The sequence below is a fragment of the Pseudoalteromonas sp. XMcav11-Q genome, from assembly GCF_040104525.1.
Taxonomy (GTDB): Bacteria; Pseudomonadota; Gammaproteobacteria; order Enterobacterales; family Alteromonadaceae; genus Pseudoalteromonas.
Genome location: NZ_JBECOX010000016.1, coordinates 17,490 through 37,854 on the forward strand (window position 1 = coordinate 17,490; position 20,365 = coordinate 37,854).

Sequence of the window (20,365 nt, forward strand, 5' to 3'; positions counted from 1 at the left end):
ACAGTATTGATTAAGATCTAGACAAAAAATAAAAAACCCGGCTATCTAGATAGCCGGGCTTGTAAACTTAACGTTTCACGCTTCAATCGTGCTACGTATTAGTGTTTCCAATGATAGGTATGGGCCTTTTCTTCCATATACTCAGCAGTTGCTGGATGCATTTGGGTTTGTGCGCCATTTTCAAAGAAGAAAGGCTGACGTTTATTGTCATAGTTGCCGATTTCATTCATGGTTGCCGCATCGTAGACACGGCCATTGATCACGGTGTAGGCAACTTTCTCCGAATCACGGATGTTAGACAGCACATCACCATCTATGATGGCAAGATCGGCGAGTTTTCCTTGTTCAATCGTACCAAGGTCACGGTCCATACCTAGATATCTTGCACCGTCGATTGTACCGCTGCGAAGCGCCTGCCAAGGTGTAAACCCGCCTTGTGCCATAGACCATAATTCCCAATGTGCAGCTAGACCTTCACGCTGGCCGTGAGCACCAATGTGTACAGTCACACCCTTATCGCGAAGCTGTTTTGCGGTTTTGGCGACATTGATATGGTTATAGTGACGTTCAGGTGCTTTGCTTGGACGAATTGATCTTGGCTTTACCACATACTCAGGAACGAAGCTCATTAAGCGCTCGTTTTCCCACACATTAGTGTGTTGATACCAGTATTCTTCGCCAGAGATACCGCCATAGGCAACAACGAAAGTTGGCGTAAAGCCAACATTTGTTTGTCCCCACATTTGTTCGATATCAGAGTAAATATTCGGGATCGGTAGGGCATGTTCAACACCAGTATGACCATCGACTATCATGTTCATGTTGTGTTGGAATTTTGAACCACCTTCAGGCACAACCATGATTTCCATGTTCTTCGCCGCTTCCAATACTTGCTGACGTGTCTCACGGCGAGGGTGGTTGTAACTCTTCACTGAAATAGCGCCAGCGTCTTTTAGGCGTTTAACGTGGAACTCTGCGTCTTCAAGGTTACTGATTGGTGTTTTATAACCCGGCGCGTGGCCAGCATATAAAATACGTCCAACAGAATAGGTGCGTGGCGCGACCGTTAAACCCGTTCTTTGTAGTTCTGCCATAGAAAATACCTCGGCAGAGTTATTTGATGGGTCATGGATAGTCGTCACACCAAAGCTAAGATTAGAATACTGGTTCCAGTTTTGCTGTGGCTGTAGGTTATAGCTACCGTAACTGCCATGTGCGTGGGCATCGATAAGGCCTGGGATCACGGTTTTACCGCTAATATCCATTACTTTAGCTGTGCTAGGAACGTCTAGCTCACCTTGCTTACCGACTGCAACGATGCGATTCTCTTTGATTAGGATCACACCATTGTCGATGATTTCTTGTTCGTTCTCAGCGTTACGCATGGTCACTACTTTACCGCCAACTAGCGCAATCATACCTTCAGGCTTATCTGCTTCTTGCTCAAAACTCAAGTCGATGCCTTCAGCGGTTAGCTCGTCGGTGTTATCAGATGCACCATCGACGAAAGCGAAAGTGTCAGTCAGTTTGCGCTGATAAAGTGTGGGACCAAATGCCCAAGTTAGCGCGCTGCTGTCCGCTTTCCAATTTAGGAAATCACCAGAGTACTTTGACACTTGCTTAACTGGGAAAGCTTTCTCACCCTTGTTAATGGATAAGGTTTTACCCGTACTGGTAAAAGGTGCAACAAACGTATTGAAATGCTCGATAAATGCAACATATTGGCCATTTGGAGAGACCTTAAAGTCAAAGACGTAATCACCTTTGAAGTGGCTACGTTCTTCTTGACCATTGAGGTTAACACTTTTTAGTTCGCGATGTGTTTCATCACTCATGGTGGAGAAGTAAATGCGCTCAGAGTCGGCTCCAAAGTGCGGATTGTCGCCGCGTTTAATGATGCGTTTTGCTTCACCGCCGTTGGCATTAACTAGATAAATCCCTGGATGCATTGACCAGTCACCGCTTAGCAAGTAGCCACCAGTTACCTTTTTAAATAGCACGTTTTTGCCATTTGGTGAAAAGCTAGGTGAGATATAGTGACCTGGTTCTTGGGTGATCACTCTACCTTTACCACCGTTTGCAGACACTACACGTATTGCGCCTAAGTCTTTATCACTCCAAGTTGTGTAAACGATAGACTTGCCATCGCGAGAGTAGCTTGGGTAGAACTCAAAGTGGTCGGTTTGCTTAGTGAGGCGTTTTACTTTGCCTGACGCAATGTCTTTTACGTAAAGGTAGCCAAGCGCTTGGAATAGTGCAGTTTCACCATCAGGAGAAATTTGAGACCAGCGTGCAAGTTTGACTTTAAAAGTGTCAGGCGCGACATCTACCGCAAAGCGTAGCGCCGGTGTTATTTGTTTTTCAGCGACAACGCGAGTAGGGATGACGTTGACCTCGTGCGATGCGATATTGACGCGGTTGAATACCCCTTTCGCCCAAAAAACGAGGGATTTACCATCCGGCGTGTAAGCAAAAGAAGGTGTGTTACCATGTGCGCCATTGGCTTCTTGTAAATCGCGATCAAGGCCGGCATAAACACGAGTTTCGACGCCAGAGTGTAAATCTTTAATATATAAGGAACCGATCATTTCGTTGCCGTTATCTTCGCGTTTAACAAACGCAATAGATTTACCATCAGGACTGACGGTTGGACGAATAGCACCGCCAGCACCACGGATCACTGTCTCTTCTTCACCGGTTGCTAAATCCCAACTACGAATTTCGAATACAGCGTCGAGCGAGTTTTTGTTATATTCCCAGCGCACGCCAGAGGTCGCATCAACTGAGTAATAGATTTTCTTGCCATCGTGAGAAAAAGCGGGCTCTGCAACGTTCTTTTGCGATTTTGCACCATGTAGACGCTCGCGAACCAACACGCCTTTACCGCCGCTGATGTGATACATACGAATAGAGCCACCTGGAATGGTACGCCCCGTTACTTGACCTTGCTTAACTGCAATGTATTGACCATCAGGCGACCATGCAGGGTTGTGAACAATATTATTCACTTCTTTTGATACCTGACGCAGGTTTTTGCCATCTACGTCCATCACCCACAGGTTATCGCCACCTGCGCGATCGGAGATAAATGCGATGTGCTTGCCATCAGGCGAAAACTTAGGTTGAATGTTCCAGCCCATGTCGGATGTTAAGGCTGTTGCTTTACCACCGCCAATTGGCATGATGTAAAGGTCGCCAAGCATATCAAAGACGATGCTTTTACCATCAGGGCTAACATCTAAGTTACTCCATGTGGTTTCGTTGGTATCGATGGTGATGGTTTGCTTTTCACCTGGTGGGTTGAGCACATCCCAGCCTTTGGTTGACTTCTCTTCTTTTTGCGTGGCTGTAACGGCATCATCAGCGCTGGCTGGCTGAGCCAAACCAATCACAGCAGCACCAATAGCAATGGCTAATGGTGATTTAAAAAATGACATAGATGTTCCCTTAATTTTATAGTTATTGCCCAAGGCGAGCAGTTTGCCTCGGTTAAATTAGCGTTAATGTATATGCTTACTAAGCATGAACAAGTTTTATTATGATGTCGAACAACATGCGTTTAATGACGCTTAACCTATCGCCTCTTTACGAACAAAGTGGAGATATGCAGCGAGACTGTCTTGCCATAGCGTCATGGCTTCTGTGAGTTCATCATGGCAGGATTTGCCATCCAATAAGCGGCGCTCTGCTTTTTTCAAATTTGAACCATAGCGGTTAAACCCGAGTTGTAACGCGGTGCTGGCTTGACGATGAAGCTGTCTAATACATTGATCTTCGTCTTGCTCTAATAGCTGCTGAATATGGATGAGTTTATTACGAGCCGACAACACAAACTCGTTGTAAATCGAAGAGACTTCATCTTCACTAAATCCAGACTTTAGGGCATTTACAGCCGTTTCATCGTATAGGATATCGGGCAACTCGACGCTGACATTGGCTTTTTTGGGAGACTGAGACTCGCTAAGCGCTTGGCGTAATTTTTCTTGCTTTATCGGTTTGCCAACAATATCGCGAATGCCGAGTGCTAAGTATTCTTTAACCTCATCAGGGCTGAGGCTTGCGGTAAAGGCTAGGAAAGGGGTTCGTTTGTTTTTATGCTCACAATTTTGTAGCTGCTTTAATACTTCTTGCCCGGAAAGATCGGGTAAGTTCATGTCTAACAACACCACATCGAAATGGTGCTGTATTAGCATCTCGATGGCGCTTTTACCATTGGTTGCCAATTTAACCTTATGCTCATCTTCTGCCATAAACTCAATAGCGATTTTTTGGTTGAGATCCAGGTCTTCTACCAACAGTACTTTCAGACCGGTGATACAGTTATCGTGCTGCGGGCGCTGCTCTACTAAGCTCAGTTCACCAATGTTTAGTAGTAAATCAAAACTGAATGTACTGCCTTTGTTAAGCTCGCTTTGAATATCTAGCTGCGAATTCAGACGGTTGAGTAGGCGACTGGTAATGGCAAGCCCCAAGCCCGTACCACCCTTAACTTTACCTGCACTACTTTGTACGTATGGCTCGGTCAGCTTATTAATATCTTCACTATCAATACCTGGCCCTGAGTCCGTGATACTAAAGCGCACTTTATGCTCAATTTGTTGGTCTTTTAAAATCTCAACTTTGAGTTTTACTTCCCCTTTATCAGTGAACTTAATGGCATTACCAACGAGGTTGATAAGAATTTGTCTTAGCTTTTGTTGGTCAAAGTAATAGCACACCTGATCGGGCAGTTCGTACACCAGTTCAAAGTGTAGTCTCTTTTGCTCTGCAAGCGGGCTTAGCAATAAGCAAAGGTTTTGTAGCCAACTTCTAAGCTCAACATCCTCTTCGTACAAGGCTTCATCACTTTGCTCCAAACTGGCGTAGTCTAGTACTTTATCAATCAGTAAATTTAGCGATTCAGCAGAGTTTACTATGGCCTCACAGTAGGCCTTGTTGCGACTATCTCTGGTGCGTCCCAGTACAAGTTGGGCGCTGCCCAAGATACCGTTAAGCGGAGTTCGTATCTCATGACTGATCGTTGATAAAAACATACCGCGCAGCTCAAGGTCTTGTTGTGCCTTTAATGCAAGTTTATTAAGGTTTTGTTCTCTTTGCTCGTTACATAACAGCGCCATGCCGGTGGCATAAAAAATGGGAGCAAGGACGCCATTGAAGAAAATAGTGATGGTAAACCAGTTCTCTTTGAAAAGCGTGAAATGCGTCACTTCTCCCATTAATAGGGTTCTGCCGGTAAATATCACCAATATAATAAGTAGAATGGTGATATAGACTATGCTGCCGTTAGGGTATTTATTTCGTGCAAAGCGGATAAAGAAATAGAGCAGGAGTGTCGCTTCAGCTAAGTGTTGTAAGTCTGAGATAAGGATCCTGTCTCTCAGGCTAGGAGAGAAAATACTGCTGTACATCAACAAGATGAAAAGCCCTGCTGTAACGCCGAGAAACACTTTAAAGGATGGGCCTTTAACCCCTAAAAACTGCCTTATCGCCATACAGTGGATGATGGAGGCCGTGAATAGCAAGGTATTAGCAATGGGAATGGTTTCCCAATTGTCAAAATAGCCGTGTAGTGCAAAGGAAGAAATCGCACAAAGCAAAACCAGAGGGTAAAAAATATAGAGCAGCGTTCCGGGAGTGCTTTTATTCGCTCGCCACGTTAAAAAGGTAAGGAGTGCCATCATTGCCGTCATGACGAGGCTGGTTAGGTAGAGGGTTTTTGGGTCGAGCATTTACCTAAAACTGCTTTTTGTTGCGAAAAAACTTAGCATAGAGGTATTCGTTGAGGCAGTAAAGCCCGTATGAAACAGAAGCTTCGATATCACGATGTCAGCGCTGTCTTCCCCCGCCGACTTGCGTCAGCAGGTTAAAGACATATGAAGCTTAGCGAATTTCGTCAGGAATATTCTGCTGAGCCCATGAAAGGAGTTCGATACGGTTACGACATTTGGTCTTACGAAATGCACTGTACAGATGCGTTTTCACCGTATGTGGACTGATATTTAGCTCTTCAGCGATCTCTTTGTTTTTCGCGCCTTTACTCATTAGCGCGATAATTGCTTTTTCTCGCTTAGTGAGCTTAACAGGTTCGATATCACCTTCGGTTAGTTTATGTAATGCATCCTTATTGAATTGCAACATGCGATTTAATACATTACACATCACGTCACGGCGATACCACAGTTGATCTTCAAGCAACAAACGGATCCCTTTCATTAGCACGTCGGCGTTGTCTGTCGTGTAAAATACACCACGAATACCGCTTAGCAGCGCACGATTGGCAAGCTCTGGGTTTTCATCTAAGTTGAATAGCACGATATCGCATTTAACTTTGAGGTTGACTAGTTGTTCTTTTAATTGACCCCAAGAATTGTTCACTGCGGTTTCGATGAAAAGTAATCGAGTGCCTTCAGGCACATCTGAGATATCAGTTCCGATAGTAACATCCAACCCTTGGGTTTTTAACAAAGGTTGTAACACATTGATACCAATGGTGTTAACCGGTTCTTTATCTAATAACAAAAAAGCACTACTGCTCATTTTAGGACACACTCTAATTTTTCCGATTTCTCAATGCTAACATGGGATTCAGACCTTTTGTATTAGAATTTTTAGTACAAGATAGAGAAATCCGCTATATAACAAAGTGAAATAATAAATCGAAATTATGTACAGAATATGTATTGAAATGTAATTTGTTGAAATAAGTAAGCTTTTAACAATTTCTGTTAATAACTTACTTATTTACATTGCTTAACAGAGAATAATTTAAACTGGTACTTTTTTCGTATTTTGATAAGGCGGCCAGCCCATTTCTTTTCCAGCTAATACATGTAGATGAAGGTGATATACGGTTTGACCACCGTGATCATTACAGTTCATCACCACGCGATATCCATCTTCCGCAAAGCCATGCTCTTTCGCTAATTTGGCGGCAACAACATATAAATGACCAACAAGATGAGCATTTTCTTCCGTCACGTCATTGATGGTCGCAATTGCTGTTTTAGGAATAACCAAGACGTGAAATGGCGCTTGTGGATTAATGTCTCTAAACGCGAGTGCTTGTTCATCTTCGTAAACGATGTCTGCTGGGATCTCTCGATTAATAATTTTGGTAAAAATAGTTTCTGAACTCATGGTCCTTCCTTATCTGCATATTGAATTGCTCTAGCATAGCTAACTCTCAAGGAGACTCAATAGATTTAATGCGTTATCCCACTGCACATCAATTAAAAGGGTAGAGATATAAGCAGGTATGCAGTAATCTCATGAAAGTAATACCAATTGAATTAATTCTTCAATCAATTTGAAGGGTGAAATATCATATTAGCTTCGTTAAAAATTTCTCATTTAGAACAACTAAATAGCAAAATTTTTGCCTTGCTACTAAAGCTATTTCCCCGCTTCAAAATAGCTCATTTACTTAATACAATTGGTATAAAATGATTTGGTACTCACGAAGGAGTGAATAGATGCGCTTAAAATATACGCTTGCGACCGCTGTTTTACTGTTGTCACCGCTTTCACAGGCTGCGTTGCTAAGTTTTCCTGAAGAAATTATTCCCTTGCAAGTTGATGATAAAACCATTGAACACTCATTCTTCTCCAAAGTGCGAGAGTTGGACTTAGCAAAAGGTGAGTATGCGGTCAAAATGCGTTACACCGACTTGTATGAAGTGGGCTATGACGACCACGAAACCATAGAGTCGAAGCCATTTTGGGCAAAAATAAGTATCGATCAAGACGGCGAGTATCAGGTTGAATTTAACCGACCTGACAATGTGGTTGCGGCAAAGGCATTTGCCGATCAGCCATTGATTATGTTGCAGGCACCCAACGAATCGTTAGCGACAACATTGGTGGTGACACAAGAAAGACCTAAATTAACGGCGACGATGGTAAGTGAGCCTTCAACAGCCACTGCACCACGTTATTCAACGCCAAGTACTACCACACGAGCCGTTACGCCAGCACCTGTAGCGCCTAAATCAGCACATCCAGATGTGGTTGGCATGTTGGACTATTGGTGGCAACAAGCAACTCCAGAACAAAAACGGTTGTTTTTGGAAAAAATAAAGGGCAACTAAGCCCTTTATCTGAATAAGTCTTAATTTGACCTGTTAGTCTTTATTAACGGGGCTCAATCAAATATGACCGTTGTGTATGTGTCAGAAGCGAACCCGCAGGCGTAACTCGTTTTTGCCCCAAAACAAGCTAGAAAATTTTGCTCAAAGGGCTAACAACTCCGTTTGCGTCTTGCTGTAAAACATGAGTATATATTTGCGTTGTCTCACATCGGAATGACCAAATTTAGATTGCACGGTTCTGATATCTGCACCACTTTGTAGTAAATGAGTAGCCAATTCATGTCGCAAGCGAAAGTTAGCATTAATAAAGTCACAAGAATCACACACAGGTAAAGTGGAGAGGCCAAAGACAGAAGAAAGCGTGACGCTGATACCACATTGGCCTTGTCAGCATTGTCGAGCAGGTATCTTGCGGCTAATTGGCGTATTCAAGTTAGATGCAACAACGGCCAAAGTAGAACGAACGAGGTGGCAGCTAGATAGCTTTTTACAATCAATGAGTTAACCTGCTTAATTGTTCAGGCTAGAGGTCTTTGTACGCGTAAAAAATATAATTGCTTATTAAGGCAAATTTAGGTGTAATGAATACATAATAAGCGCTGAGCAATGCAGGGAAAGCTTACATAACACTAGCTAGGAAAGTGAGAGCCTCCAAAAAGCCTATTTTTTCTAAGTAAGCTATAGCATAAACAACACCAACTCTGTTACACCGAGCAGGTAGCGGCTCAGTTCAACAAGCGATTATGCAACACAAATTGCGTGTCACATAAATACTAAAACGTTATGGCTAAGTAACTTCGCGTGCGGTTGTTTTAAGGAAGATTTATGATTAATGAAATTAAAAATTGGTGGAGCTCAGTACCAAAAGCCCAGAAAACTGGCCTGATTGTGTTAGCGGCATTTGTTGCGGCAGCTCTTATCATGAGTTTTGGAGTAATTATTGGCTCATCTCTGGGCAAGGCGCTCTAAAGTTGTTGCCTTTGCAAAAAGATATATTTGAGCAGTTATGGCAAAACGAGCTACCAATGTCGTTATTAGGTCTGGAACATGTGTCATCAAGCGAGCGAAGTAGTCATAACAAGGTCAGGCACAGCGACGGCTTTTCTGTTGCGGCTTCACCTTCACTACAAAGCCGCGTGTGCTGGCGGCGTTAGCCCATAGAAATTTTTATGCGAAATTCGCCTAGTACAGCCGACGACCTAAAACGTTTTTATCCGTGCGAGCTAGAGCGAACGTCTATTGTTCGCTCATAACTGCAGGTCAGGTGAAGTATTAACTTAATCATCAAGGCTGTAGAGTCAGATATGAGCCACTACACTTTAACAATTAAGTTTATATTTTGATTCGGCCTACTTTTCGAAAGCACGCTTCATAAAGTTAGGTGTTGCTAATGCACCCTTATGAATACCTGTGTTGTAGTACTCAGTGTCAAATGTTGCGTTATCAACGTCTTGTTCGCGGAATCCGGCAAACTTTTCATCTTTACGCGCCATCGTTGCTGACCATAGGCCGCTTGGGTAGATTGGCTGTGGGAAAGGCAGGGTTTGCAGATCAACAAAGCCTACTTCCAACATTGCATCGCGCATTTCTAGTAGCAACGGCATGTGCATCAGTGGTGATTCACTTTGCTGGATCATGATACCACCAGTGTGAAGCGCTGCTAAACAGCTCTTGTAGAATGCGTGGTTGAATAAACCTTCACCAGGGCCAACAGGATCAGTGCCATCAACGATGATAACATCGATAGACTCTGCTTCGGCTTCACGCATATATTTGATGCCATCATCAAACATCACGGTTGCACGAGGATCGTTATTAGACTCACAAAGCTCAGGGAAGTATTTCAAAGACATTTGCGTCACAACTTCGTCGATATCAATCTGAGTTACTTTTTCAACGCCAGGGTGCTTTAATACTTCACGCAATGTGCCACAGTCGCCGCCGCCAATGATCACAACATTTTTAGGTGCAGGGTGCGAGAATAGCGCCGGGTGACTCATCATTTCGTGATAGAAAAAGTTTTCACGCGTGCTCACCATAGTGCAACCGTCAATGATCATCAGGTTACCAAAATCCGTCGTTTCAAACATTTCTACTTTTTGAAATGGTGATTGGATTTCGTCTAATTTTTTATTGACTCTAAGTGAAAAAGCGCTGCCATCGCGGTCGCTAATTTCTGTAAACCAACGGTTTGCTTCTAAGTTTGCCATGATTGTGTTCACACTTGATAAAAATTAAGGCAATTTTGCCAGTGCTTGCGCCTTTGCTCAATCAATTTTAGTCAACATTTTGTACTTTGCCTCATATTAGTCCTAATCAAGCATGGGCTATTTATAAGGTTTGTAAGCTAATGAAAACGCAACTTTAGGTCGCATTGACTAGCCTCGCGTATTAGAATGAAGCTTTATAAAGAATTAATTGAGAGCAGCAATGACTTGGGGTCTGCAAACAGCACGTTCTATCTATAACGTTACTCACTGGAGTGACGGCTATTTTGATATCAATGAACAGGGCCAGTTAGTGGCGTTTCCTGATGGTGATCGCACTAAGCCACCAATTCTTCTTCCAGAGTTAACTGAGCAATTTAAAGCGCAGGGGCTAACTTTGCCGGTTTTGGTGCGTTTTACCGACATTTTAAAACATCGTGTCGATACCTTGACTCAAGCATTTACTGCCGCACGAACTCAACGTGATTACCAAGGTCAGTACACCTGCGTTTACCCAATAAAAGTGAATCAGCAGCGCTCGGTTGTCAGCAAGTTACTAGCGCACCCAAGCGGTCTTGTTGGTCTTGAAGCCGGTTCTAAGCCTGAGCTGATGGCAATTTTGGGTGTGGCACACCAACCTATTACCATTGTCTGTAACGGCTACAAAGACAGTGAGTTTTTGCGCTTAGCTTGCATTGGTCAAGCGATGGGTCATCAAGTAAACGTAGTCGTTGAAAAGCTCTCTGAACTGGATACCTTATTACAGGAAATCGACGATTTAGGCATTGAACCGTCGATTGGTATTCGTATTCGTCTTAATTCAGTTGGTAAGGGCAAGTGGCAAAATACCGGTGGTGAAAAAGGCAAGTTTGGTCTTACTGCTAGCCAAGTGCTGCAAGCGGTTGAGCTACTTAAGTCGCATAATCGTTTGCACTTAATGCAGTTGGTACACTTCCATATCGGCTCGCAAGTTGCCAATATTCGCGATATTCAACGTGCGCTTAAAGAGTGTGCGCGTCACTATGCTGAGCTATACCAACTAGGTGTTCCGCTGCGTATCGTTGATGTTGGCGGTGGCCTCGGAGTGGATTACGAAGGCTCAGGTTCTCGTAGTTCATGCTCTATGAATTATACGGTGGCGGAATACGCGAAAAATGTGGTGCATGCTTTTCATGATATTGCGGAGCTCAATAACATTCCGCATCCGGATATTATTACTGAATCTGGCCGAGCATTAACTGCCCATCACGCGATGCTTATCACGGATGTGATTGACGTAGAAAAAGCGCCAAATCAAGTCGAACCGGTGCAGCCACAAGATACCAGCCCATTGGTGTTGCAAGAGTTATGGCATTCGTTGTCACAACTGACTCCTCGCATGGCCTTAGAAACTTACCATGACGCTATGCACTTGTTCAGCGATGCACACGACCAATACGTGCATGGTTTGATCAGCATGCAAGAGTGGGCGCAGCTTGAACAGCTTTACTTCACGACACTTCATAAAGTGCGTGAGTGCTTAAATGAGAATGCGAGAGCACACCGAGAAGTACTAGACGACCTCAATGAAAAGCTGGCTGATAAGCTGTTTGTGAACTTCTCGTTGTTCCAATCACTGCCGGATGTTTGGGGTATTGACCAGCTATTTCCGGTGATGCCTATCGACAAGCTCAATCAGCCGTTGACGCAAAGAGCGATTATTCAGGACATTACCTGTGATTCTGATGGTCAAATCAACAGTTATGTTGAGGGCGCGGGTATCGAATCAAGTTTACCCATTCCTGAGTACGTGCCGGGAGAGCAATATCACGTTGCGATGTTCTTGGTGGGAGCCTATCAAGAAATATTGGGTGATTTACATAACTTATTTGGTGACACAGACTCAGTACACGTTGAGCTTTGTGATGAGGGTTATAAACTCACTAATGCCATCAAGGGCGACAGTGTTGAAGATGTACTGCGCTTTGTTCATTATGACAAAGTGGTGCTATCTGAGAACTACGCACAGCAAGTCGCGGCCTTGTCGTTGCCAGAGTCAATTAAAGCTCAGTATCTACAAGAGTTAAACGCTGGACTTGAAGGTTATACTTACTTCGAAGATTGATTTTCAAATAGTGAAATGGAATAAATTATAGCCGACCAACTGGTCGGCTTAATTGTGTGTGATTTTCAAGGTATGATACAGCTCTGCCGTAAAACACGATGAGGGAATGAATGTCGTTTATTCGTAAAGTGATCAGCATCTTGCTGTACGCCGTTAACACTATATTTTGGTTTATACCGATCTTTATTTGTGGCTTGATTAAGCTCCTGCCCATCCCACCATTGCAAAAAGCCATGAGCTATATTGCTAAAGCGTGCGCAAGTAACTGGGTCGCGTGTAATTCAGTGAGCCAAAACCTCATTGCGCCGTATACGCTCAATGTTAGCGGATTGGATGAGCTAAAACGTAAAGACTGGTACTTGGTTATTGCCAATCACCAAAGTTGGGTGGATATCTTAGTGTTGCAGCGAGTGCTTCATGGCAAAATCCCGTTTTTGAATTTCTTTTTGAAAAAAGAGCTGCTTTACGTACCCGTGCTAGGTCTTGCTTGGTGGGCGCTCGATTTTCCTTTTATGACGCGAACCAGCAAGTCGCAATTAAAGAAAAACCCTAAATTGCGTGGTAAAGACATAGAAACGACGCGAAAAGCATGCGAAAAGTTTAAAACAATGCCAGTGAGTATTGTAAACTTCGTTGAGGGTACGCGTTACACCGAATCCAAGCATAGTAAGCAGAAAAGCCCATTCACACACCTGCTTAAACCAAAAGCGGGAGGCATCGCATTTGTGATGCAGGCCATGGGTGAGCAAATCAGCAAAGTGGTGAATGTCACCATTCATTATCCCGGTGGTGTACCAACTTTTGCAGACTTTATCGCTGGTAACGTGAAGTCAGTAGATGTTCAGGTGGAAGTAATGCCGGTCAGTGCAAACTTGGTCGGCGACTACACGAATGATCCCGAATTTAGAGTGCGTTTCCAATCCGAATTAAACGCCTTGTGGCAAGCCAAAGATGCACAACTTGTGGAGCTTGCCGATAAAAAGTAGTAGAAGGATGTTGTGATGTTAAAACAAATACTACCTAAGTGGTTTCTCGGGCTATCGGCCAGTGTGTGGCTGCTGGTGAATACCTTTGTGTGTGGTTTATTGGTGCTATTGTTTGGCATCATAAAATTGCTTGTGCCAGTTAAGTTTATCTCTACAGCACTGCACTTTTTTTACGGTATGTGGTGCAAAGGCAATTACCTTGGTTTGCGCATCGCGTGCGACAAAATCCAAGTGACCTTGCCAAAAGAGTTACACGCTCAAGGGTGGTATTTATTAATTTCCAATCATCTTAGCTGGCTTGATATCGTTGTGCTTAGTGCCATGGAGGTACTACCTGCACCTAAATTTTTCTTAAAAGATGAATTAAAGTACGTGCCTTTCATTGGTACTGGTGCATGGGCTATGGGCATGCCATTTATGAAACGTGCGAGTAAAGCGCAGATCGCCAAAAACCCTAAGCTTAAAGGGATGGATGTAGAGCGTACCAAAGCCAGTTGTCGCAATTTTCGTGATCATCCCACAACGGTAATTAATTTTGTGGAAGGTACTCGTCATACTAAAGCCAAACATATGCATCAAAATAGTCCGTTTAAGCATCTGCTCAAACCAAAGGCGGGTGGTGTAGCGTTTGCCCTTGAAGTGTTATCTGAGCAACTTGATGGCATGCTCAACGCGACTTTGGCTTATGAGTTAGAGGGTGAGCATATTTGCCGTGCATTTACGCTTGGACGCTTGGATGCAATTGATGTAAAAATAGACTACATCGCGATGGAAAAAGTGCCACTTGGCAACTATCAAGCCGATAAAGCCTATCGTGTACAGTTTCAATCTTTTATGAATGAAGTTTGGCAACGCAAAGATTGCCAACTCGAAGCGCATTGGCTGCATTCGACTGAGCCAAATGACACGCTCAATGAGGAGCTAAAACAGCTATGAAGTTTGATCACCTTCATGATGTCGTTCAACCGTGGTTAAAAGAGTTACCGCAGGGCACTGTGATCAGTGCTTTATTTACCAATGGTGTCGCGGTGGTTGGATTATTGTTTTTATATTGGGTGATCCGCCGTTTAGTGCTACCCAATGTAGAAAACCTCGCGCGCCATATTTCACCGCGTAAAATTGGTCACCTTGCCCCTCAGTTAAGTAAATTTAGCGGCCGCTTTGCCTTTGTATTGTGTTTACTGGTTTTCTCCGCCTACCACGAGCGTCTATTTGTCGCGCCAGCTTGGGTGTTTGTCGTGATGGAAACACTGGTGTACGTTATGTTGGTGGTGGCATCAGGGTTTTTATTTAGCAGTTTAGTCAATTTAGGGAATGGCGTTTATAACCTCTTTCCATTCGCCAAAGAAGTGCCGATCCAAGGGATTATTCAAGTAATTAAGTTACTGATATTTATAGTTTGTTCTATATTGGTGGTCAGTATCTTGGTGGATAAATCACCGACCTATATTCTTTCCGGTTTTGGTGCTATCGCGGCAGTCATTATTTTGGTATTTAAAGATACGATTTTGGGATTGGTTGCGAGTATTCAAATAGCGGCCAACCGACTGGTAACCACTGGCGACTGGATCCAAGTTGACGCATTTGGTGCAGACGGCGAGGTGATAGATCTGGGGTTAAATACCGTTAGGGTACGTAACTGGGATAACACCGTCACCACCATACCAACTTATATGTTGATCTCTGATTCATTTAAAAACTGGCGTGCCATGCAAGAGTCAGCAGGACGCCGCATCAAACGCGCCATCCATATTGATTTTACTAGCATTGAGCCGTTGCCAGAGCAAAAGCGAGCGTCGCTAACCGAGCAATATCCACTACTGGAAAAACTTGAAGATGTACCAAGCGATATCACCAATTTAGGCTTATTTAGACGCTATGCAGAGGCCTACTTGAAGCAGCATGATGCCATCAATCAAGATTGTTTATGTATGGTCAGGGAACTTGCACCCACACAACATGGCTTGCCTCTAGAGTTTTACTGTTTTAGTCGCGATAAACGCTGGGTGTTTTACGAGCACCTACAAGCCGATATTTTGGACTACATGCTAAGCGTAATGCCAGCATTTGGGTTACGTCCATATCAAAGCGTGAGTGATTACTTTGGCGCACACCGCGTGAAAGTGCGCGCCGGTAGCAAACCAGACGCAACTTCAGAATAATCATCAAGGCCACTCAAGCGTGGCCTACACACTTCCTGCGATAACCCCAAACACCATAAAGGCAATAAGCAACTGCCATATCGCGGGCTTTAGCCATTTTAGTGCTGCAAAGCCTAATACCACCGCGGTGATATCGAGCAAGCTATGCACCGCAGAAAGCCAAATTGGTTGATAAAACGCAGCGGCTAAAATTCCCACAACACCGGCATTTAAGGCCGCGCTAATACTTGCAAACCGTGGCAATGCAATAAGTGATTGCCACTGTTGGTTAAACGCCCACATTAACAGTAGGCCCGGCAAGAAAATAGCGAGCGTCGCAATCGCTGCGCCCAAAATGGGATGGGTATTGTCGACAACGGCGCCTAAAAAGCTTGCGATGGTAAACATCGGCCCAGGAATGGCTTGCGCGGCAGCATAAGCCGTTAAGAAGGTTTCTTGCGCGACCCCCTCGACACTGGTTTGTAGCAGCGGCAGCACGACGTGACCACCACCAAAAACCAAAGCACCTGCCTGATAAAACTCGGCAAATAGTTGATTTGGTAGCATGGCAAAGGTTAACGCAAATAGGCCAATAAAGAGTGCAAATACAGACCAGTTAATTTGGCTTTTTGATTGACTCGGTTTACTTGGCGCATTGCTGAATGAGTAAAAGCAACCCGCGATGACAAGCGTCATAAGCACACCCAATTGTGCGCTTAAGTTCGGCAGCATCAACAGTGTGAAGGTGGCGAAAAATGCGACGAATTTGAGTGCTGTGGTTTGACAAAAGCTTTTCGCCATACTCAGTACCGCATCGGCAACGATAACAACAGCAAACAACTTCAACCCATCAATGACATTCAACGCAGTGCCCGAAAGCTGCTCAGCGGTTAATGCCAGCATGATCATGAGCAAAAAAGACGGTAGCGTAAATCCTAAAAAGGCGGCGATCCCTCCTAGCATTCCAGCTTTTTCTAAACCAATCGCGAATCCGACTTGGCTGGACCCCGGTCCTGGCAGTATTTGTGACAGGCTGATCATACTGGCATAGCGCTCGTTACTCAGCCATTTTAAGTTATCGACAAAGTGTTTTTTAAAGAACCCAAGGTGGGCTGCAGGTCCCCCAAAGCTCGTACATCCTAATAACAAAAACTGATAAAATATTTTCAGAAACATAGTGTACCTTGTGATATTGTTAACCTTGTATCCTCACATTTTTATATGACATATTTATGACTTTTGGTGCTGGTGCGCCTCAGTTGGATAAGTATTATGCGAATGACTTTTTTATCGCCCTGTTTACTTTTTTTGTTGGCGAACTTCTCTTGTTTTGCTCAGCAAATCAATGTCGCTGTTGATCACGCGCCACCGTATAGCATTATTGAAGACAATGGTGAAGTGCAAGGTTTAGTCTTAGATATATTGGCAACGGTACAGGCTCAAGCTGGTGTTGATTATCAAATAAATGCCGTTCCCTGTCCTTTCTCACGCTGTATGCGGATGATAGCGCAAGGTGAAGTAGACGTCATGGGTGGCTTGATCCGTACGCCTCAACGAGAAAAGTTAATCGACTTTGTCGAACCCGCCTACATGGCGCTGACATCTTCGTTTGTGTTCTATGCTAAGCAAGACAGCGATATTCGGGTGGAACAATATACGGATCTTTATACCAAGCGGATTGCGGTGACGCGTGGCGGCGTTTTTTACCCTCGCTTTGATGAGGACCGTCAACTCAATAAAGTCCCTGTGTTTAGTGAGCAAGTGGCGTTTGATTTATTGCTTAAAGGACGTGTTGACCTTGTGATCGCAGTGGAAGACACCGCGGAGGTGGCGATGGAAGTGCTTGGTCAGCCCATTGAAAAGTTAAAAAAAGTCTCCTATCACCACGCTCAGCCGATTTATGGTCATATGGCGATGAGCAAACGCTTCAGCGGCACCGAGCTTGCGCAAACCATTCGTTTAACGATGAAGCAATTGGCTGAAAAAAAGCAGCTTGATGCTGTGGTTGCAAAATATAAACTGCCACCAGTTTCTGAGCATATAAGCGACTTAGTCCCTGCTCATCCTTAAAAAACCAGTAAAGCTTCAGCCAGAGTTAATTGTTTATTGCAACAATATAGACAATCAAGTTGAAACGAACTCAGGTGGGAAGATGATTGCAAGAAATATGTTAATTGGTGCAGCTGTTGTGGTTGCTTTGTCTGGATGTGAAATGAATAACACAGGTAAGGGAGCGGCGATTGGTGCTGCGACTGGTGCGGTGCTAGGTAAAGCTACTGGTAACCACAAAGATAAGCGTCTTGCCATTGGTGCTGCGGTTGGGGCAATTGCAGGTGCCGCGATTGGTAACTATATGGACAAGCAGGAAGCCGCTTTTAACCAAGAGCTTGCTGGTACGGGTGTTGAGGTTGTTCGTGAAGGCGATCAAATGCGCTTAGTGTTGCCATCAAACATAACCTTTGCGACAGGTAAGTCAGCTATCAGCCCTGGTTTTTACAATACACTTCAAGGTATTGCACGCGTGATGCAGCAGTACGATAAGACATTCTTAACGATTGTCGGACATACAGATTCTACTGGTTCAGCGAGCTTCAATCAGACTTTGTCTGAACAGCGCGCAAATAGCGTAAAGCAGTATTTATTATCACAGCAAGTACTACCTGCGCGTTTGTACGCAGAGGGCATGGGTGAGTCTCAGCCAATCGCGAGCAATAGCACCGAGCAAGGTAAGGCACAAAATCGCCGAGTCGAAATTAAAATTATTCCAAACCGCGCGTAAGAAAAATCAAGGAGTGCTATGTTTGAGCACTCCTTTTTATGGATTTCGGCTGCTATAAGAATAAGGTATTTATCGAATTATCAGATAAATCAGGCCTGCGCCGATAACGCCCCCAACGCTTAGGGATAGGATTGCAGTAAACAAGAATAAATGATAACTCACTGTTTTTTCTTCTTTGTTTTCTTTATTATGGAGCATGTCGGCCAAGTCAATAAGCTTGGATTGGGAGATTTCAAACACCGCACACAAACTCATTACAGTCTCTTTACTTGCTGTCCCGTCGCTCTCGACGCGTTGAATTGTGCGTAGACTTACTCCAGAGGCATCTGCTAAATGTTGCTGAGTCCAACTCTTTTCGGTTCGCAACAGCTTTACTGTATTATTATTTATTTGCATTATTTCCTCCTTGACGAACTTAAAGTACGGTGCTGCCGTACCAGCGTCCCAAGTAGTACGCGAGAGTAAATATACAAAAACCTGCAACTAGGCCGTAGCCCATAAAAGTGAATATGACCTTGGCTAAGGTCAGTTGATCGTTCAGAGGGGGACTTGACTGGCGACCAAGTATTTTTTTTCCTTTGAGTAGTAGGCACTCAGTTTCAAAAGTAAACCCGTTAATTAAACAAAATCTAGCTTCATAGGCTTGATCTGCATAAGTAAATTTATGGGTACTATCACCGAGTAAGTGGCGTTTTTGAGAAACGCAAACATCGTCGACGAAAACATATTGAGTGCAATTTAATGCATTTGCACAACACGTAATTTGATGATCTCCATCTTGGAAATACACTTTGTAGGTGGCTCTTTCTAGCTTTTTTAAGTCAGACATATTGAACTCCCGTTAAGTTGTTGTCTCCACTGTGCCTGTTTCTCCATTAAAACACGCCGACAAGCTTACGTCAGTGCTCAAACTGTCATATGACAATAGATTTATAAAATTAATTAACTTAATGATTTAAATACTTTTATAGCGAATGTTAAGGCTGGGTAAGAAATGGAAGTCAGAAAAAGCACTGAGCCTAATAAAGTTTTGTGACTCAGTGCCTCAATAAAAAGAAGGTCATAATGTGCTTAAAGCGTGTCACACACCACTTCAGCTTTGCAGGTAATTACGCTGACATTGGTGTAACCGATACGAGTTAGTTGCTCTGCGGCAAAAATAGCACGGCCACCAGCGGCACAGTGTAAATAAATTGGTCTGTCTGCGTCTTTTTCCAGCTCTGGAAGCTTAAATTCTAGCAATCCTCTTGGGATATTTACCGTGCCGTTGGCTGCCTTTTGACTGTGTTCAGCCGGCTCTCTCACGTCGATAACCAGACCATTGTTTTGTGCAATCTCTGATTTTGCTTGTACCGCGTCAATGCAGCGTTGATTAGGCTTGACTGTCTTTAATACATCTTGGGCAGATATCAGCATATATAGCTCCTTATTGGGTTATCGGTTTCATTATGACTCACCTTTCCTGAATGCCAAGTTTCTTCAATATAACGATCATAGGGCACCAGTTTGTAAAAGCAGACTGCACTAAATTGACACAAATAAACACACTAAACCAAACCCAATGTGGGTTGACAAAATGTGTGAGCAGTAAAGAAATGGCAAACATAACACCAGCGATTAATCTAAGTAGAGGATGTAAGGTCATAATGAGTGTCATCTTTAACATTAGGTGTTTCTAATATTAGACATTGCTAATGTTTGTGTCTATACTTTAAGCGCATTTATTTTTTGGGAGTCAACATGGATCTTCAGCAAATGGCGCAAAATGCCGAACAGGCAGAAGCCTTGTTAAAGCTTATGGCGAATAAAAATCGCTTGATGATTTTGTGTGCATTGCAAAAGCAAGAGCTCAGTGTTAGCCAGCTTAACGAAATGGTGCCGTTAGCGCAGTCTGCCTTATCACAACATTTAGCCAGCATGAGAAAGGCACAAATCGTGGCGACTAGGCGTGAGGGAGCGACGATTTATTATCAGGTTAAAGATAGCCGAGTCGCTGTACTACTCGAGAGTTTATATCAGCTGTTCTGCGCCTCAAGTGCAGAGTAACTAGGAACGACTGAG

19 protein-coding genes and 1 pseudogene are annotated in these 20,365 nt (G+C 43.8%); 9 read left to right on the forward strand and 11 right to left on the reverse strand.

From position 1 onward, the window contains the following. Positions 1-98 precede the first annotated feature (98 nt). The 4 genes from ABMY45_RS20320 to ABMY45_RS20335 form a co-directional block, all read right to left on the reverse strand. Positions 99-3,437, reverse strand: a complete 3,339-nt coding sequence (locus ABMY45_RS20320) for an amidohydrolase family protein (RefSeq protein WP_349289428.1) — start codon at positions 3,435-3,437, stop codon at positions 99-101. A gap of 132 nt (positions 3,438-3,569) precedes the next feature. Next, positions 3,570-5,729 (reverse strand): ATP-binding protein, encoded by a 2,160-nt coding sequence (locus ABMY45_RS20325; RefSeq protein WP_174170265.1) that lies wholly within the window; start codon positions 5,727-5,729, stop codon positions 3,570-3,572. Between the two features lie 151 nt (positions 5,730-5,880). Next, on the reverse strand, positions 5,881-6,537 hold the full coding sequence (locus tag ABMY45_RS20330; RefSeq protein WP_349289429.1) for a response regulator transcription factor: 657 nt from the start codon (positions 6,535-6,537) through the stop codon (positions 5,881-5,883). Between the two features lie 228 nt (positions 6,538-6,765). Beyond that, a complete protein-coding gene (locus ABMY45_RS20335) occupies positions 6,766-7,137 on the reverse strand; it encodes a histidine triad nucleotide-binding protein (RefSeq protein ID WP_010376435.1) in 372 nt (123 codons plus the stop codon). Positions 7,138-7,472: 335 nt separating this feature from the next. Between ABMY45_RS20335 and ABMY45_RS20340 the strand changes: the two genes are divergently transcribed. Beyond that, positions 7,473-8,087: a DUF2057 domain-containing protein gene (locus ABMY45_RS20340; RefSeq protein ID WP_349289430.1), complete on the forward strand. Its 615-nt coding sequence runs from the start codon at positions 7,473-7,475 to the stop codon at positions 8,085-8,087. Between the two features lie 127 nt (positions 8,088-8,214). On the opposite strand, the pseudogene ABMY45_RS20345 reads toward ABMY45_RS20340, so the two are convergent. Next, a pseudogene (locus ABMY45_RS20345) lies at positions 8,215-8,375 on the reverse strand (tyrosine-type recombinase/integrase); the annotation flags it as partial. Between the two features lie 537 nt (positions 8,376-8,912). On the opposite strand from ABMY45_RS20345, the gene ABMY45_RS20350 reads away from it, so the two are divergent. After that, positions 8,913-9,056, forward strand: coding sequence for a hypothetical protein (locus ABMY45_RS20350; protein ID WP_158299133.1), 144 nt, complete (start codon positions 8,913-8,915; stop codon positions 9,054-9,056). A gap of 380 nt (positions 9,057-9,436) precedes the next feature. Here the strand turns inward: ABMY45_RS20350 and speE are convergent, their stop codons facing one another. Beyond that, entirely contained in the window at positions 9,437-10,297 is an 861-nt protein-coding gene (gene speE, locus ABMY45_RS20355) for a polyamine aminopropyltransferase (RefSeq protein ID WP_349289431.1), read from the reverse strand. A 220-nt stretch (positions 10,298-10,517) separates the two neighbouring features. On the opposite strand from speE, the gene speA reads away from it, so the two are divergent. The 4 genes from speA to ABMY45_RS20375 all read left to right on the forward strand — a co-directional run bounded on the left by speA (position 10,518) and on the right by ABMY45_RS20375 (position 15,546). Next, positions 10,518-12,398 (forward strand): biosynthetic arginine decarboxylase, encoded by a 1,881-nt coding sequence (speA, locus tag ABMY45_RS20360; RefSeq protein WP_349289446.1) that lies wholly within the window; start codon positions 10,518-10,520, stop codon positions 12,396-12,398. 110 nt (positions 12,399-12,508) lie between these two features. Further along, positions 12,509-13,384: an acyltransferase gene (locus tag ABMY45_RS20365; RefSeq protein WP_045964780.1), complete on the forward strand. Its 876-nt coding sequence runs from the start codon at positions 12,509-12,511 to the stop codon at positions 13,382-13,384. 15 nt (positions 13,385-13,399) lie between these two features. Further along, positions 13,400-14,320: an acetyltransferase gene (locus tag ABMY45_RS20370; RefSeq protein ID WP_349289432.1), complete on the forward strand. Its 921-nt coding sequence runs from the start codon at positions 13,400-13,402 to the stop codon at positions 14,318-14,320. Further along, a complete protein-coding gene (locus ABMY45_RS20375; RefSeq protein WP_174170269.1) occupies positions 14,317-15,546 on the forward strand; it encodes a mechanosensitive ion channel domain-containing protein in 1,230 nt (409 codons plus the stop codon). The genes ABMY45_RS20370 and ABMY45_RS20375 overlap by 4 nt, the downstream gene beginning before the upstream one ends. Positions 15,547-15,570: 24 nt before the next feature. On the opposite strand, the gene chrA is transcribed toward ABMY45_RS20375, so the two are convergent. Further along, on the reverse strand, positions 15,571-16,701 hold the full coding sequence (gene chrA, locus ABMY45_RS20380) for a chromate efflux transporter (protein WP_206471199.1): 1,131 nt from the start codon (positions 16,699-16,701) through the stop codon (positions 15,571-15,573). Between the two features lie 96 nt (positions 16,702-16,797). On the opposite strand from chrA, the gene ABMY45_RS20385 reads away from it, so the two are divergent. Both ABMY45_RS20385 and ABMY45_RS20390 read left to right on the forward strand, forming a co-directional pair. Beyond that, complete coding sequence (locus tag ABMY45_RS20385; protein WP_174170271.1) at positions 16,798-17,595, forward strand: transporter substrate-binding domain-containing protein; 798 nt, start codon at positions 16,798-16,800, stop codon at positions 17,593-17,595. A gap of 82 nt (positions 17,596-17,677) precedes the next feature. Further along, positions 17,678-18,304 carry an OmpA family protein gene (locus ABMY45_RS20390; protein WP_010378204.1) on the forward strand — a complete coding sequence of 209 codons (627 nt, stop codon included), beginning with the start codon at positions 17,678-17,680 and terminating at the stop codon, positions 18,302-18,304. A gap of 69 nt (positions 18,305-18,373) precedes the next feature. Here the strand turns inward: ABMY45_RS20390 and ABMY45_RS20395 are convergent, their stop codons facing one another. The 4 genes from ABMY45_RS20395 to ABMY45_RS20410 form a co-directional block, all read right to left on the reverse strand. Continuing rightward, a complete protein-coding gene (locus ABMY45_RS20395) occupies positions 18,374-18,700 on the reverse strand; it encodes a helix-turn-helix transcriptional regulator (RefSeq protein WP_010606831.1) in 327 nt (108 codons plus the stop codon). A gap of 19 nt (positions 18,701-18,719) precedes the next feature. Continuing rightward, entirely contained in the window at positions 18,720-19,133 is a 414-nt protein-coding gene (locus tag ABMY45_RS20400; RefSeq protein WP_102057692.1) for a hypothetical protein, read from the reverse strand. 242 nt (positions 19,134-19,375) lie between these two features. After that, positions 19,376-19,720, reverse strand: a complete 345-nt coding sequence (locus ABMY45_RS20405) for a rhodanese-like domain-containing protein (RefSeq protein WP_010606829.1) — start codon at positions 19,718-19,720, stop codon at positions 19,376-19,378. Positions 19,721-19,757: 37 nt separating this feature from the next. Next, positions 19,758-19,970: a DUF2892 domain-containing protein gene (locus ABMY45_RS20410; RefSeq protein ID WP_349289433.1), complete on the reverse strand. Its 213-nt coding sequence runs from the start codon at positions 19,968-19,970 to the stop codon at positions 19,758-19,760. Positions 19,971-20,044: 74 nt separating this feature from the next. On the opposite strand from ABMY45_RS20410, the gene ABMY45_RS20415 reads away from it, so the two are divergent. Then, complete coding sequence (locus ABMY45_RS20415; RefSeq protein ID WP_010606827.1) at positions 20,045-20,350, forward strand: metalloregulator ArsR/SmtB family transcription factor; 306 nt, start codon at positions 20,045-20,047, stop codon at positions 20,348-20,350. Positions 20,351-20,365: the final 15 nt, after the last annotated feature.